Genomic DNA, 14,200 nt, shown 5'->3' on the forward strand with positions numbered 1-14,200 from the left:
ATTACAGACATGAACAAGACACTTATGGCTGCCGGCCTGGCAGTTGTTTTAGGAGCATGTAACTCATCAAAGAAAAGCGACGTGGCAGATGTAGCCGGCGCCAATCCTTTTTTTACCGAGTACACGACACCGTTCGGTGTTCCTCCTTTTGAACAAATCAAAGTAGAACATTACAAACCCGCCTTCCTGAAAGGCATGGAGGAACAAACGGCGGAAATAGAAGCGATCGTAAACAATCCCGACGAAGCTACTTTCGAGAATACGATCGTTGCATTGGACCGGAGCGGGGAACTGCTCACGAAGGTTGCATACGCTTTCAGCGGTCAGGCAAGTGTCAACACGAACGACGAGATCCAGGCTCTCGAACAGGAACTTTCTCCGCTGCTCTCCAAGCATAGTGACGATATCAGCCTGAATCCGAAACTTTTTGCCCGCGTAAAATCCGTATATGAGAATCAGGCAAAGTTGAACCTGGACAAGGAACAGAAGAAGTTGCTCGAAGAAACCTATAAAGGCTTCGTCCGTGGCGGTGCCAACCTGGATGCGGACAAGCAGGCGGAACTCCGTAAACTCAACGAACAGATCTCTTTGTTAGAACTGACTTTCGGACAAAATTCGTTGAAAGAGACAAATGCTTTCCAGCTTGTGGTCGATAAGAAGGAGGACCTGTCCGGCCTGCCCGAAACATTGGTTGCCGCCGCCGCTGCCACGGCTAAAGAGGCCGGGATGGAGGGAAAATGGGTTTTCACGTTGCATAATCCGAGTGTGATGCCTTTCCTGCAATATGCCGACAATCGTGCCTTGCGGGAGAAAATCTATAATGCCTATGTTCGTCGCGGTAATAACAACAATGCGAACGACAATAAGGACGTGATCAAGAAGTTGGTTTCCGCCCGTTTGAAGAAAGCTAAATTGATGGGCTATGAAGACTTTGCCGCATACGTGTTGGAAGAAAACATGGCGAAGGACGAAAAGAACGTCTACGATCTGTTGAACAAGATCTGGACTCCCGCGCTTGTAAAAGCCAAGGAAGAACTGGCGGATATTAATGCCGAGATTAAGAAAGAAGGCGGCAATTTTGAAGCGGAAGCCTGGGATTGGCGTTATTATTTCGAAAAGGCCAAGAAAGCTAAGTTTGACCTGGACGAGAACGAAGTTCGCCCGTACCTGGAACTTAACAATGTCCGGGAAGGCGCTTTCTATGTGGCGAACAAACTGTACGGCATCACTTTTACTCCGTTGCAGAACATGCCGCTTCCCGATCCGGATGCGCAGGTTTTCGAATGCAAGGACAAGGACGGGACGACTTTGGGCGTGCTTTATATGGACTTCTTTACCCGTCCGGGAAAGAGCGGTGGTGCTTGGTGCGGCGGATATCGCGACCAGACGTATAAGGAGGGCAAACGCGTAGCTCCGATAGTGACGACTGTGTTCAACTTCAGCAAGCCGGCTGACGGACAACCTGCCCTGCTGAGTGCCGACGAAGCTGAAACGGTCTTTCATGAGTTCGGGCATGCCTTGAACGGATTGTTTGCCGATGTACATTATAATGGTGTTTCCGGTGTGCCCCGTGATTTCGTAGAACTTCCTTCGCAGGTGATGGAGCATTGGGTGTTCGAACCGGAAGTGTTGAAAGTCTATGCTAAGCATCATGAAACAGGCGAGGTGATTCCCCAGGCTATTGTCGATAAAATAGTGAAGAGTGGTAAGTACGGACAAGGTTTTGCAACAACCGAATATGTGGCTTCTTCTTTGTTGGATATGGACTATCATGTTTTGAAAGAGATTCCGGCGGATTTGAATATAGAAAAGTTCGAATCGGATGCCATGTACGGTCGAGGTTTGTTGAAACAGATCGCTCCTCGTTATTGGGGCACATATTTCGGCCATACGATGGAAGGCGGTTATACGGCCGGCTACTACAGCTATATTTGGGCGGAAGTGCTGGATTGCGATGCGTTCGAGGCGTTCAAGGAAACGGGCGATATCTTCAATCCCGAAGTGGCCGCCAAGTTCCGCGCCTATGTCTTGTCACCGGGTGGCATTGACGAAGGCATGGTCATGTACAAAAACTTCCGTGGCAAGGAACCGAGCATCGACCCGTTACTCCGGAATCGCGGTTTGAAATAAGAATAAGGTTTTATTTGGTGAAAGGGGTTGTGCCGCAACTGTCCTGTTCCCATGCTTGACGCAGGGAAAGGACAATTGCGGCACAGCCCTTTTTTATTGAAGCAAGGCGGGATGGTCCGGCAACAGAACGCAAGTCTGATTTTGCAAAAACAACAATATCCCCCTTGAAATGTGAATTATGGTGTAATTGTTTGATATTTAGTGGTATGATGAAAAGGTATGTTTGTTAAAAAATATTACCCTTGCATGTAATTTGAATTAAATGGGGTAGAAAATCAAAATAGATGCGGTAGTAGTTTCAATTCGGACCAATGGCATTTTTATAAATATGACAATAAGGGAATGAAAAAAACAAGATATTGCCTACTTTTGTAGCGATTATGGAAATAGCTATTTATTCATATATAAACCAGGAAAAAGAATGAAGAGAACATTTATTGCTGCCGGTCTGGCCGTCATGTTGAATGCATGCGGTTCGACCGACAAGAACGAAAAAACAACAGAGAACCCTTTTCTGACAGAGTTCACCACCCCGTTTGGCGTTCCTCCGTTTGATAAGATTACGTTAGCCGATTACAAGCCTGCATTTTTGCAAGGTATGGAAGAGCAGAAACAGGAGATCGAAGCGATCGTGAAACAGCGTTCCATGCCTGATTTTGAAAACACGATTGTCGCGCTCGACCAGAGCGGAAAGCTGCTGAAAAGAGTGAGTTCCGTGTTTTATGGGCAGAACAGCGTCAATACGAATGACGAAATGCAGGCACTCAGCCGCGAACTTTCTCCACTGCTTTCTAAACATAGTGACGATATCAGCCTGAATCCGGCCCTTTTTGCCCGTGTGAAAGAGGTGTATGATAACCAGGCCAAATTCAATCTGAACAAGGAGCAGAAAAAACTGCTGGAAGAAACCTATAAGGATTTTGTGCGTGGTGGAGCCAATCTGCCTGCTGACAAACAGGAGAAGCTGCGTGAGCTGAACAGCGGCATTTCCATGCTTCAGCTTACTTTCGGGCAAAATATGCTGAAGGAAACGAACGATTTCCAGTTAGTGATCGATAAAAAGGAAGAGCTTTCCGGCTTGCCCGAAAGCCTGGTTGCGAATGCAGCCAAAGCGGCTAAAGCTGCCGGGATGGAGGGAAAATGGGTTTTCACGTTGCATAATCCGAGCGTGATGCCTTTCCTGCAATATGCGGATAATCGCGCTTTGCGTGAGAAAATCTTCAACGGTTATATCAACCGGGGGAATAACGGCAATGAGGCCGATAATAAGAAGGTGGTCCGCGATCTGATCACCTTACGCCTGGAAAAGGCTAAACTGATGGGATATGACGATTATGCTTCTTTTGTTTTGGAGGATCGCATGGCGAAGTCTTCGGATAAAGTATATGCTTTGCTGAATGAAGTTTGGACGCCTGCCCTTGCGAAGGCCAAAGAGGAACTGGCCGATATCAATGCCGAAATCAAGAAAGAGGGCGGTAACTTCGAAGCGGAAGGCTGGGACTGGCGTTATTATTTCGAAAAGGCGAAGAAGGCGAAGTTCGATCTGGACGAGAATCAAGTGCGTCCTTACCTGAAATTGGATAATGTCCGCGACGGTGCTTTTTATGTCGCGGGTAAATTGTACGGTATCACTTTTACACCGGTCCGGAATATCCCGTTGCCCCATCCCGAAGCGCAGGCTTTCGAATGTAAGGATAAGGACGGTACGCATTTAGGCATCCTGTATTTCGATTTCTTCCCGCGTGCAAGCAAAAGGGGAGGGGCTTGGTGCGGAACCTATCGTTCACAGACCTATAAGGACGGCGAGCGGCTGGCTCCGGTTGTCACGATCGTGTGCAACTTTTCCCAGCCGGCGGAAGGACAGCCTGCCCTGTTGAGTGCCGACGAAGCGGAGACATTGTTTCATGAGTTCGGCCACGGCCTGCATAACCTCTTCAAGGATGTTCATTATTACGGAGTGTCGGGCGTTCCCCGCGATTTTGTCGAGTTGCCGTCTCAGATCATGGAACATTGGGTGTTCGAACCGGAGGTCCTGAAAGTATATGCAAAGCATTACCAAACGGGCGAGGTCATTCCGGCTGCCCTGATCGAGAAACTGGATAAGAGCGGCAAATACGGGCAGGGGTTCGCGACGACCGAATATCTGGCTGCTTCCTTGCTCGATATGGATTTCCATGTCCTGAAGGAAGTACACGACGGTGCGGATGTCATGATGTTTGAAAAGGCGGTCTTGGGTGACCGGGGTTTGCTGAAACAAATACCTTCCCGTTATCGGACGACCTACTTCAACCATACGATGGGCGGCGGCTACACGGCCGGTTACTACAGCTATATCTGGGCGGAAGTGCTGGATGCCGATGCTTATGAGGCGTTTAAAGAAACCGGAGATATCTTCAATCCTGAAATGGCGGCCAAATTCCGGACATATGTTCTGACACCGGGCGGAATCGACGATGCGATGGATATGTATAAGAATTTCCGCGGCAAGGAGCCGAATACGGAACCTTTATTGAAGAACAGGGGGCTTAAATAATTCCATAACCGGATTTTAGAAGATGAAACAGGCTGGATATAAGATGAAGGAATATGGCGTGCCGACAAAACGGTATTGCCAGACATTGGACCTGAAAGATGATCCCGAACTGATCGCCGAATATCGGAAGCGGCATACGGAGAATGAAGCGTGGCCGGAGATCCTGCAAGGTCTACGGAGTGTCGGCATTTTGGAAATGGAGATTTATATCCTGGATAACCGTCTTTTTATGATTGTGGAGACTCCGCTCGATTTTGACTGGGACGAGGCTTTTGAGCGGTTGGCCGCTTTGCCTCGCCAGGAGGAGTGGGAAACGTATATGTCTATCTTCCAAGTAGCCCGTCCGGGTGCTACCTCTGCCGAGAAATGGCGGATGATGGAGCGGATGTTCCATTTATATTGATCCCGAAATGGATGATCTTTTTAAAGAAGATAGGGGCGAATAAAAGAAAAGGGGGCATCGAAAAAATCGGATGTCCCCTTTTCTTTTTTATTTGATTCGGATTTATTTTATCGTTACAGTCAACGGTTCTTTCAGATTCTGTGCGAATTTCTGTACATAATCGAACCATTTGCCGGAGTTTTCAAACCCCCATTTGCTCCAACCGGCGCCACTGTAATAGGTATAGCTGCTACCGGGGGTGTAGGTGCTGCAGGCCAAAACATGGCCGTCTGCGCCGCGTTCAGCTTTTTCTTTGTCGGAGAATGTGACGGCCTTAGCTTCGTTGATCTTTTCCGGGAATACGGCTGCTACATAAATTTGTCCGTTTACGGGATCAGCGGGGTCGGCATAGGCGATGTAGCCTTTTGTCGCATCGGCCTGGTAGTCTTCGCTTGGTTCATGCAAAACGATACCGGTCACAACAGGAGTCGCTTCGGCTAGGTTATCGTAGGTGATGGTGAATTTATTCATCTGCGAACCAGCGTCGAGAGAGATCACACGGGTTTCGATCACATTATTGTTTCCTTTCACGGTCAGCGGATTGTAAACCAGCTTTACCGTGAAACGCAACGGGCCGTTGTCTAGAATCTGGTAGTCTTTGTAGCAATATGGATAGACAATAGAGTCGTTTACCAATAGGGCGGAAGTTCCGGCACCTAACGTCGGGCCTACCTTATAATAATCCAATCCGTTACCATGATCGATATGATAGGAAACAGATTCGGCCAACTGCTGTGCTGCTTTCGGATCGGTCTTGCGCAGTTCTGCAATTTTAGCCCTTGTTTCCGGATCCAGTTCGGTTTTGTAACGCATGTCGACGATCGGTTCGGATACGCATTTTACCCAGATATCGCAACCATAAGCTTTCTCGCCGGTAGCTTGCAAGGCCGGGCCGTAGGTGCGGAAGGCGATGCGGTCGTTTTCCCAGGCAACATCGTCCACACGTTCGGGATATTGTTTACCGCAGGCAATTGTTTTGAACGCTTCGGGTGTTCCAGGCATGATTTTGTATGTTACGTTTTCACCGGCTTTAACGGAAACCGGGAAAATGATCTTGTTGTCATACGTTACCTGGTAAGGAACTTGCGAACCTGTGTTGTCTGAAATGACGAATGTCTCACCCTTCAGTTTGGCGACGGCGTCTGAAGTGATTTCGGTGATTTCGTTCGTGCGGTCCGTGGCAGACGGATTGCTGATGGTTATCTCGACCACTTTCTCCTGCGTGCACGCAAACGCGGAAGCTGCCAACAATAAACTGAAAATCTTTTTCATAAATTTGTTATGTGTTTAATTTTAATGTATTCGTTGATGCCGGTTTCTCAAAATCCGGTTGTAAAAGTAGGGAATATTCGTTAAGTTTTCAAAAGTAACCATCAGTTTGTTGAGCAGATTTATTGTTTAAAAGCTATTTATACTTTTTTTGTGCTCATATGCTCCGGAATTGCTTCTGCCTGCAATGTTCCGTTGGCACTTGCGGTATGAACCGGTAGAAATATAAATTATAGGTTCACCCGGATTATTTGATTGTCGAATATAAAGCATATGGTCGAGTTGTCTATCCATTCGATGTTGCTTTGTATTATAACGGGATTTGTGAAATCTTTTTTCTGGTATCCGGTTATTTGCCTGTAAGATTGAGAAGCATAGTCGTAAATCCATACTTGAAGACTCCCTGACCGGTCTGAAATAAAAGCAAGTTTCTGTTGGTCCGGAGACAGTGAAGGTGCATAATCGTTCCAATCGGAAGTCATAGTCGATATGATGTTTTTGCCTGATATGGAGGCTCTGCGGATATTCTCGTTTTGTTGTCCTCCACTGAAAAGGTATTCATTCTCGTCTATCCAACAAAAGCTTGAAAGACCATAATTTTTATTGAGATTCAGGATAACCGTGTCTTTCTTGGATGAGAGGTTGAATATATGTAGGTTCTTTAATGAAGCATCTTGATATATAAGCCGGTCATTATTGGGGGATATGAGTGCCTCTTTGCTACATTTTAAAGGATTGTCTGTTGGAAAAGGTATTATCTTTTTTGTTTTGCAGTCGTACAGGTGAAGCAGCTCTTCTTTGTTCTTGAAAAATATTTTCTCTCCTGTCCTGTCCCAACTTGGGTTGGTTCCGTCCGTTACAATCTGTTCCGTAGATGATCCGTTGAGATCGGTTAACAAAATCGAAGAAGAATCTTCGTAATTGGAATTGTAATAAACGATTTTGCCTTTAACAGGATTATATGAGATATGTTGCCCATAGGTATAATCTTGTCGTGCCACTGAGATTATGGTATGTTGTACCGGTTGCGGATTGGGAACAACCATGATTGTCGGAGTTTGGACTGTAGGGAATCCTTTTTTATGGGACAAGGTATAAATGTAATACGGCTTACCGTTTGTTGCCTTGAATGTATAGGAGTCGCCATCGTTGCTCAATTGGCCGGCTGTGTAGATCTTGTCAAAAGGTCCGTCCGGATTGTCGGAGACATAAAGTTCGCAATGATCCGGTGCGTAGTATTCGGTTGGTGGCCCGTCAACTGTTCCGCAGACAAATTTAGGGGTTTTACTCAGGTCTATCCGGATAGATTGATCTCCTATAACCGGATATGCACTGAAAGAATCCATGGCGGAATGCTCGTAATCTATATCATTGCATCCTATCATAACCGAAAGGAGTAAAAAGCAAAGTCCTTGTGTCGTTTTCATAACTGAATGTTTTATGTGTTGATACAATAATGATGTTTGAGATCATCGAAAGGTTGCGCCGTCTTGTTATTATTATAGATATATTAAGAGGTGATAATTGTCTCTACTCCTTATGGGTTAGTAGCTCATACGTTTCCTTTATTTTTAGCTCCATGTCCCGGTACAGTTCTTTTATCAGTGTAGTGTCTAACCTGTCTTTCTCCCATTCGGCCTGTCTTGAAATAAACAATTCGAATACTTGATCATTGGTGGAAGCGAGTTTTTGCATATAACCGGTATTTCTGTTATTCCACAATAGTTGCCAGTGTAAGTACTTCTGCCCGTTTCCACGGTGGATGGAATAAACGCGATCTTTCAACTTAAAAGCATATAAGCAGAGAGGTGCGGTTTTATAATTGGCATCATAGGAGGTGAGAGCCGGCTGATCTGTTCCCATCTTTACCCATAGAGGGACCATCATGGAAGTGGGAGGATAACCTAAGGATGTCCACATTGTCGTCAATTCCGCATTCATTCCGGGTTTGACGCCTTGTATGACGATGGAGGCCGTGCTTTCCGAGCGGGGAATAAAGTCTTGTTCGACAAACCAACCGGAACGACGGTTCGGATCTCCGTCCTCTGTCATCAGGTCGATATCCAGCAGGCTGTTATAAAAAGAGCAGGATGCTTTTCTAAAGATATTACGGGGCGTGAAACCTTCTGCTTTCATTTCTTTAAAGATTTTCCGGGCATTGTCATATCGTATATAACCTAAGCCTGCATCTTTATGTCCTTCAAAAGAGAAATTCGTGTAAATAATATAGCCGTCAGGAGCGAGAGCTGGGTCGTTCACGTCCTTTTTATAGTAACGTTCGTTGTTTGTCTCGTAATAGGCTGCCCCTCCATAAGCGTCGATTACACCGAAGTTGGCTTCCACACGCAAAGGCCGGGGGAGTGTATCTAACAAATGCTCAAAGTCGGCGATCGTCCTGCATGTTCCGAGGGCTTTTTTCATAAGCATTCCTTCCTGATCCATATCCTTTATATCGTCATCTTTCAGATTGAAAGACGCAGTATTCATAATTGAAAACCCAGTTTCGTTGCTACCTGTCCAGATAGCATCCGCTTGAGTGCTGTCGCTGTTGGCAAGTCCGAGGAAACGATATCCGCCTTCGTTCATGAAAACGATATGGTTATAAGGTACACCCGTATCACGGTGTTTCCACATTAACGGCCTTCCGTCCGGTGTCGCCTTGCCGGAGATGATGATAGAAGTACATGCTTCGGAATGTTGAAGGATGATACCTAAACAAGTGAGGATAATGAACAATTTTTTCATGGATTTAATTTTAACGTTACAAAAGTACGTAAATAATGTACTTGTCCCGATAATATTATGCTCAAATATAAAGTATAATTCATTATAACCTAAAAAAGATTTTGTTTTGAAGAATGCTGATTCATATAATAGTGTATCTTTGTAAAGAAGCCTTTTGATGAGAGTCGGGGCCAAAGATTGATGAAAAGAAGGTTTAGCTATAGATAATTTAGATAATCATTAAATCGAAAGATCATGGGAGCAAAGAAGAATTTTGTGCTTGACACGAATGTCATATTGCACGATTACAAGTGTATTGAGAACTTTCAGGAGAATGATATTTATCTTCCGATCGTCGTGTTGGAAGAGCTGGATAAGTTTAAAAAGGGGAGCGACCAGATTAATTACAACGCCCGCGAGTTCGTACGCGAGTTGGATACGTTGACCAGCAACGACCTCTTTTTAAAGGGAGCCTCGCTTGGACCGGGTAAGGGTACTTTGCATGTGGTGACCGGTGACAAATATCAGGAAAAGATTTATCAGTCGTTCCCGGAAAAGACCGCGGACCATCGTATTTTGTCATGTACGTTGTCGGTTGCCGAGGCGGAAAAAGACCGGAAGGTAAAAACCATTCTGGTGACAAAAGATGTGAACCTGCGTATGAAAGCGCGTTCGTTGGGTATCGAAGTGGAAGATTATATAACCGACAAAGTTATTAATGTAGACATTTTCGAACGTGCACAAGATACTTACGAAAATATAGATCCGGATCTGATTGATAAAATGTATGCTTCGGCTGACGGCATCGATGCCGATCTGTTCGATATAAAGTCGAAACTGGACCCGAACGAATGTTTTATCCTGAAGAGCGTGCGTAATTCTGTCTTGGCTCGTTATAATCCGTTTACCAATAAATTTAAGAAAGTAGACAAAGGCAGTAATTATGGTATTCAGCCTCGCAATGCGGAACAGAGTTTTGCTTTCGAAGTGCTGAATGATCCGGATGTCAAACTTATCGGGCTGACGGGAAAGGCCGGAACCGGTAAGACCTTGCTGGCTTTGGCTTCTGCTTTGAAACAGGCGAATGTTTATAAACAGATTCTGCTGGCACGTCCTATCGTTGCTTTGGCAAATAAGGATTTAGGATTCTTGCCTGGCGATGAGAAGCAGAAGGTGGCTCCTTATATGCAGCCCTTGTTTGATAATCTGAATGTGATTAAGGGACAGTTTGCACCCGGTGGATCGGATGCCCGCAAGATAGATGATTTGCAAAAGAACGGGCAACTTGTGATTGAAGCATTGGCGTTCATCCGGGGTCGAAGTCTATCGGAAACCTTCTGTATCATCGATGAGGCGCAGAACCTGACTCCGCATGAGATTAAAACGATTATTACCCGTGCAGGAGAGGGAACGAAAATGGTATTTACCGGGGATATCCAGCAGATCGACTCTCCTTATCTGGATGCACAGAGTAATGGCCTCGCTTATATGGTTGATAAAATGAAAGGACAGGAACTGTTTGCCCATATCAATCTGATCAAAGGCGAACGTAGCCAATTGTCCGAATTAGCTTCTGATTTGCTCTGATAAAAGAAATATTGAAAAGGAGGTGTGCACGAATACTCATACAGCTAAAATAGAACTATATGGATATCCTTCTTATTATTTTAGGGATACTTTGTTTGCTGGCCGGGCTGGCAGGTTGTTTTTTGCCTGTATTGCCCGGTCCGCCTGTTTCTTATGTGGGTTTGTTGCTTTTACACTTTACGGACAAAATCCATTTCAGTACTACACATTTGATTTTATGGGCTTTTCTGGTCATTATTGTCCAGGTGATGGATTATGTGACGCCCATGTTGGGCACAAAATACAGTGGAGGCGGTAAATGGGGAAATCGGGGATGTATGATCGGAACGATTGCCGGTCTTTTCGTCTTTCCACCCTGGGGTGTGTTGATCGGTCCGTTTGCAGGGGCCGTAATCGGCGAGTTGCTTGGGGGAAAGAAGTCTGCCGAAGCTTTTAAAGCGGGATTAGGGGCTTTTGCCGGTTTTCTGTTCAGTGTGGTGATGAAAGTGTCGGTTTGCGGTTATTTTATCTACTGCTTTGTTGCGGCGCTATTTTAATAAACCTTATTTCTCCATTTTTTGTTATCTTTGTAGATTAATAGGGCTGTGGCAAATAATTATCAAATATGAAAAAGATTATTAATCCCTGGGAGGGATTGGATGGATATATGTGTTTTGGCTGTGCTCCGAGTAACCCGATGGGACTTCATATGGAGTTTTATGAGGACGGTGACGATATTGTGGCTTATTGGGAGCCGGAAGTCCATTATCAGGGCTGGTTGAACACGTTGCATGGCGGAATCCTGACAACCTTGATGGACGAATTGGCCGGTTGGGTGGTGCTTAGGAAGTTACAGACTTCGGGAATGACCTCACGCCTGGATGCCCGCTTTCTGAAAAGTCTTTCTACCCGCGAACCCCGGCTGACAATCCGGGGACGTATCAAAGACCGTAAACGAAATGCAATTTTTATCGAAACGGAAATCTATAATTCACAAGATGAATTATGTACGCGTGCCGATCTGGTCTATTTTATAGTCACACAGGAACAGGCGACGGAAAAATTTCATTTTGCAGGATGCAAAGCAGAAGGTGAATGAACAATAAAACATAAATAACAAATGAAGTATATTGGAGCACATGTGTCGGCATCAGGTGGAGTTGAGAATGCTCCGGTGAATGCGAATGCGATCGGGGCGAAGGCCTTTGCCTTGTTTACCCGTAACCAGCGTCAATGGAAATCTTCTCCACTGACGAAAAAGAGCATTTCCCTTTTTAAAGAACGTTGTGAGGAATTTGGTTATGCGGCGGAGCATATTCTTCCGCATGACAGCTATCTGATCAATCTGGGACATCCGGAAGCAGAAGGTTTGCAGAAGTCACGGGATGCTTTCCTGGATGAGATGCAGCGTTGTGAGCAACTGGGACTGGACCGTCTGAATTTCCATCCCGGAAGCCATCTGAACCAGATGGATGTGGAGGATTGTCTGACGCGTATAGCCGATTCGGTCAACTGGGCGTTGGACCAGACTTCGGGGGTATGTGCCGTATTGGAAAATACAGCCGGACAGGGAACCAATTTAGGATATACCTTCGAGCAACTTGCTTACATTATTGACAAAGTGGAAGATAAATCCCGTGTCGGAGTGTGTATAGATACTGCCCATACGTTGGCAGCAGGCTATGATATCAAGACTGTCGAAGGTTTTACGGAAACATTCCGCCATTTTGATGAAGTAATCGGTTTTTCTTATCTGCGCGGCATGCATGTAAACGATTCCAAGAAAGATCTGGCTACCCGTGTGGACCGCCATGACAGTATTGGGAAAGGAGTGATGGGGCTGACTACATTTAAGATGCTGATGGAAGATCCCCGGTTTGATAACATTCCTTTAATTCTCGAAACGCCGGATGAGTCTATTTGGGCGGAAGAGATTGAATATCTGTATTCTATATAAAAGCGAAAGGAGCGGTCTTCTCAGATCACTCCTTTCTATTTAACCAAAACCTTAACTATGAAAGTCCAAATGTATAATGCTTTTTTTAAACGCGCAAGAGTTTGAGGTGAAAAAGCCTCTCTTTTGTGATTTGATAACAAATTTAAATATATTGTGCTATGTTTATTTTAATGCCTGTCATCTTTGTCTTAGGGATTCTTGCAATCGCATTGGAAGATAAGATAAAGATAAATAAAGCTGCGATAGCTCTGTTTATGGCAATATCACTATGGATGATATTGATGTTTGACGCCTATGACATTTTCGTCGAACGCTCTAGTCCTTTGTTCCAGGAGTTTCTGACTCAAAATCCGGAAATGGCAAATGCCCCTCTGAAAGATCAGTTTATTACATTTATTACAAACCGTTCGATTGTTTATCATTTAGGGAATGTAGCCGAAACGCTTTTCTTTGTCATGTGCTCCATGCTGATTGTCGATATCGTGGATAAGCATGGTGGTTTCCGGGCTGTTACCGGATATATCCGTACTGCCAATAAAAGGAAATTATTGTGGTATATAAGTTTTGCCACTTTCTTCTTTTCCGCCTTGCTGGACAACCTGGCAGCTGCTATCGTGATTATGGCCGTGTTGCGAAAATTGGTTCCGGACCGGACGGATCGTTTGAAATATGCTTGTATGGTGATTATTGCGGCGAATGCAGGTGGTTCATGGTCTCCGATCGGTGACGTGACGACTATTTTGCTTTGGGTGGGCAAGAATGTCACGGCGATGCACCAGATTTCGCACGTGTTCCTTCCTGCATTGATAAACTTGCTTGTGCCGCTGACGATTGCCAATTTCTGGTTGTTTAAGAAGGATGCGACTTTGCGTGTGATGAGCGAGGAGGAAATGGCTGATGAATATACACCGGAGATTCCGAATCATTCACGCCGGGTGATCTTTGTGATCGGTGTCCTTTCGCTGGCATTGGTGCCGGTCTTTCAGATGTTGACGAATCTTCCGCCTTTCTTAGGTGTTTTGCTTGGCTTGGTGATCCTGTGGTTTTATACGGATATTATGTATAGCAAACTGCATATGCACGAATCCGATAAGTTGCGTATCTCCCAGTTGCTTCCGAACATCGACCTGTCGACGATCTTTTTCTTCCTGGGTATCCTGATGGCGGTAGGGGCCTTGGAAACCTCCGGCCAGTTGGGCTTGATGTCCGCTTTCCTGGATAAGCATGTGCATGAACCTTATCTGATCAGTTTCGTGATCGGTGTTTTATCTTCCTGTGTGGACAACGTGGCTTTGGTGGCGGCAACAATGGGTATGTATCCGATTGTGCCGGATGCGGCTAATCTGGCTCCTTATGCCCAATTCTTCGTGTCGGACGGAGGTTTTTGGACGTTCCTGGCCTACTGTGCCGTAACCGGTGGCAGTATCCTGATTATCGGTTCTGCAACCGGTGTAACGGTAATGGGACTGGAAAAGATCGATTTTATGTATTATACCAAACGATTTTCAATTCTGGCACTGATTGGCTATTGCTGCGGTGCCGGCGTATATATATTATTATTTACATAAACTTTATTTAT

At 45.3% G+C, this 14,200-nt stretch carries 11 protein-coding genes; 8 read left to right on the plus strand and 3 right to left on the minus strand.

Annotated elements, in window-relative coordinates; translation table 11 throughout:
- Window positions 1–9: 9 nt before the first annotated feature.
- From ACW6QF_RS05590 to ACW6QF_RS05600, 3 genes are all read left to right on the plus strand, one after another.
- Window positions 10–2,130, plus strand: a complete 2,121-nt coding sequence (locus ACW6QF_RS05590) for a M3 family metallopeptidase (RefSeq protein ID WP_456087100.1) — start codon at window positions 10–12, stop codon at window positions 2,128–2,130.
- A 421-nt stretch (window positions 2,131–2,551) separates the two neighbouring features.
- A complete protein-coding gene (locus ACW6QF_RS05595) occupies window positions 2,552–4,663 on the plus strand; it encodes a M3 family metallopeptidase (RefSeq protein ID WP_456087101.1) in 2,112 nt (703 codons plus the stop codon).
- 22 nt (window positions 4,664–4,685) lie between these two features.
- Window positions 4,686–5,066, plus strand: a complete 381-nt coding sequence (locus tag ACW6QF_RS05600; RefSeq protein ID WP_456087102.1) for an L-rhamnose mutarotase — start codon at window positions 4,686–4,688, stop codon at window positions 5,064–5,066.
- Between the two features lie 102 nt (window positions 5,067–5,168).
- Here ACW6QF_RS05600 and ACW6QF_RS05605 read toward each other — a convergent pair whose 3' ends face one another.
- The 3 genes from ACW6QF_RS05605 to ACW6QF_RS05615 all read right to left on the minus strand — a co-directional run bounded on the left by ACW6QF_RS05605 (window position 5,169) and on the right by ACW6QF_RS05615 (window position 9,119).
- Window positions 5,169–6,377, minus strand: coding sequence for a DUF4861 domain-containing protein (locus tag ACW6QF_RS05605; RefSeq protein WP_456087103.1), 1,209 nt, complete (start codon window positions 6,375–6,377; stop codon window positions 5,169–5,171).
- A 227-nt stretch (window positions 6,378–6,604) separates the two neighbouring features.
- Window positions 6,605–7,801, minus strand: a complete 1,197-nt coding sequence (locus ACW6QF_RS05610; RefSeq protein ID WP_456087104.1) for a hypothetical protein — start codon at window positions 7,799–7,801, stop codon at window positions 6,605–6,607.
- A gap of 103 nt (window positions 7,802–7,904) precedes the next feature.
- The gene (locus ACW6QF_RS05615) at window positions 7,905–9,119 is read right to left on the minus strand and encodes a hypothetical protein (protein ID WP_456087105.1); all 1,215 of its coding nucleotides are present in this window, start codon (window positions 9,117–9,119) and stop codon (window positions 7,905–7,907) included.
- A 234-nt stretch (window positions 9,120–9,353) separates the two neighbouring features.
- Here ACW6QF_RS05615 and ACW6QF_RS05620 point away from each other — a divergent pair, with 234 nt between their 5' ends.
- The 5 genes from ACW6QF_RS05620 (at window position 9,354) to nhaD (ending at window position 14,189) form a co-directional block, all read left to right on the plus strand.
- On the plus strand, window positions 9,354–10,685 hold the full coding sequence (locus ACW6QF_RS05620) for a PhoH family protein (protein WP_456087106.1): 1,332 nt from the start codon (window positions 9,354–9,356) through the stop codon (window positions 10,683–10,685).
- A gap of 59 nt (window positions 10,686–10,744) precedes the next feature.
- Window positions 10,745–11,221 (plus strand): DUF456 domain-containing protein, encoded by a 477-nt coding sequence (locus tag ACW6QF_RS05625; protein WP_456087107.1) that lies wholly within the window; start codon window positions 10,745–10,747, stop codon window positions 11,219–11,221.
- A gap of 68 nt (window positions 11,222–11,289) precedes the next feature.
- Window positions 11,290–11,763, plus strand: a complete 474-nt coding sequence (locus ACW6QF_RS05630) for a PaaI family thioesterase (protein WP_456087108.1) — start codon at window positions 11,290–11,292, stop codon at window positions 11,761–11,763.
- Window positions 11,764–11,784: 21 nt separating this feature from the next.
- Window positions 11,785–12,621: a deoxyribonuclease IV gene (gene nfo, locus ACW6QF_RS05635; RefSeq protein WP_456087109.1), complete on the plus strand. Its 837-nt coding sequence runs from the start codon at window positions 11,785–11,787 to the stop codon at window positions 12,619–12,621.
- 158 nt (window positions 12,622–12,779) lie between these two features.
- The gene (gene nhaD / locus ACW6QF_RS05640; RefSeq protein ID WP_298552338.1) at window positions 12,780–14,189 is read left to right on the plus strand and encodes a sodium:proton antiporter NhaD; all 1,410 of its coding nucleotides are present in this window, start codon (window positions 12,780–12,782) and stop codon (window positions 14,187–14,189) included.
- The last annotated feature ends 11 nt before the right edge of the window (window positions 14,190–14,200 follow it).

It is taken from the genome of Parabacteroides sp. (assembly GCF_977054455.1).

What these genes read in the sequence shown, in the direction of transcription:
- ACW6QF_RS05590 (WP_456087100.1), top strand. Translation starts at nt 10, where the DNA reads ATGAACAAGACACTTATGGCTGCCGGCCTGGCAGTTGTTTTAGGAGCA.
- ACW6QF_RS05595 (WP_456087101.1), top strand. Translation starts at nt 2,552, where the DNA reads ATGAAGAGAACATTTATTGCTGCCGGTCTGGCCGTCATGTTGAATGCA.
- ACW6QF_RS05600 (WP_456087102.1), top strand. Translation starts at nt 4,686, where the DNA reads ATGAAACAGGCTGGATATAAGATGAAGGAATATGGCGTGCCGACAAAA.
- ACW6QF_RS05605 (WP_456087103.1), bottom strand. Translation starts at nt 6,377, where the DNA reads ATGAAAAAGATTTTCAGTTTATTGTTGGCAGCTTCCGCGTTTGCGTGC.
- ACW6QF_RS05610 (WP_456087104.1), bottom strand. Translation starts at nt 7,801, where the DNA reads ATGAAAACGACACAAGGACTTTGCTTTTTACTCCTTTCGGTTATGATA.
- ACW6QF_RS05615 (WP_456087105.1), bottom strand. Translation starts at nt 9,119, where the DNA reads ATGAAAAAATTGTTCATTATCCTCACTTGTTTAGGTATCATCCTTCAA.
- ACW6QF_RS05620 (WP_456087106.1), top strand. Translation starts at nt 9,354, where the DNA reads ATGGGAGCAAAGAAGAATTTTGTGCTTGACACGAATGTCATATTGCAC.
- ACW6QF_RS05625 (WP_456087107.1), top strand. Translation starts at nt 10,745, where the DNA reads ATGGATATCCTTCTTATTATTTTAGGGATACTTTGTTTGCTGGCCGGG.
- ACW6QF_RS05630 (WP_456087108.1), top strand. Translation starts at nt 11,290, where the DNA reads ATGAAAAAGATTATTAATCCCTGGGAGGGATTGGATGGATATATGTGT.
- nfo (WP_456087109.1), top strand. Translation starts at nt 11,785, where the DNA reads ATGAAGTATATTGGAGCACATGTGTCGGCATCAGGTGGAGTTGAGAAT.
- nhaD (WP_298552338.1), top strand. Translation starts at nt 12,780, where the DNA reads ATGTTTATTTTAATGCCTGTCATCTTTGTCTTAGGGATTCTTGCAATC.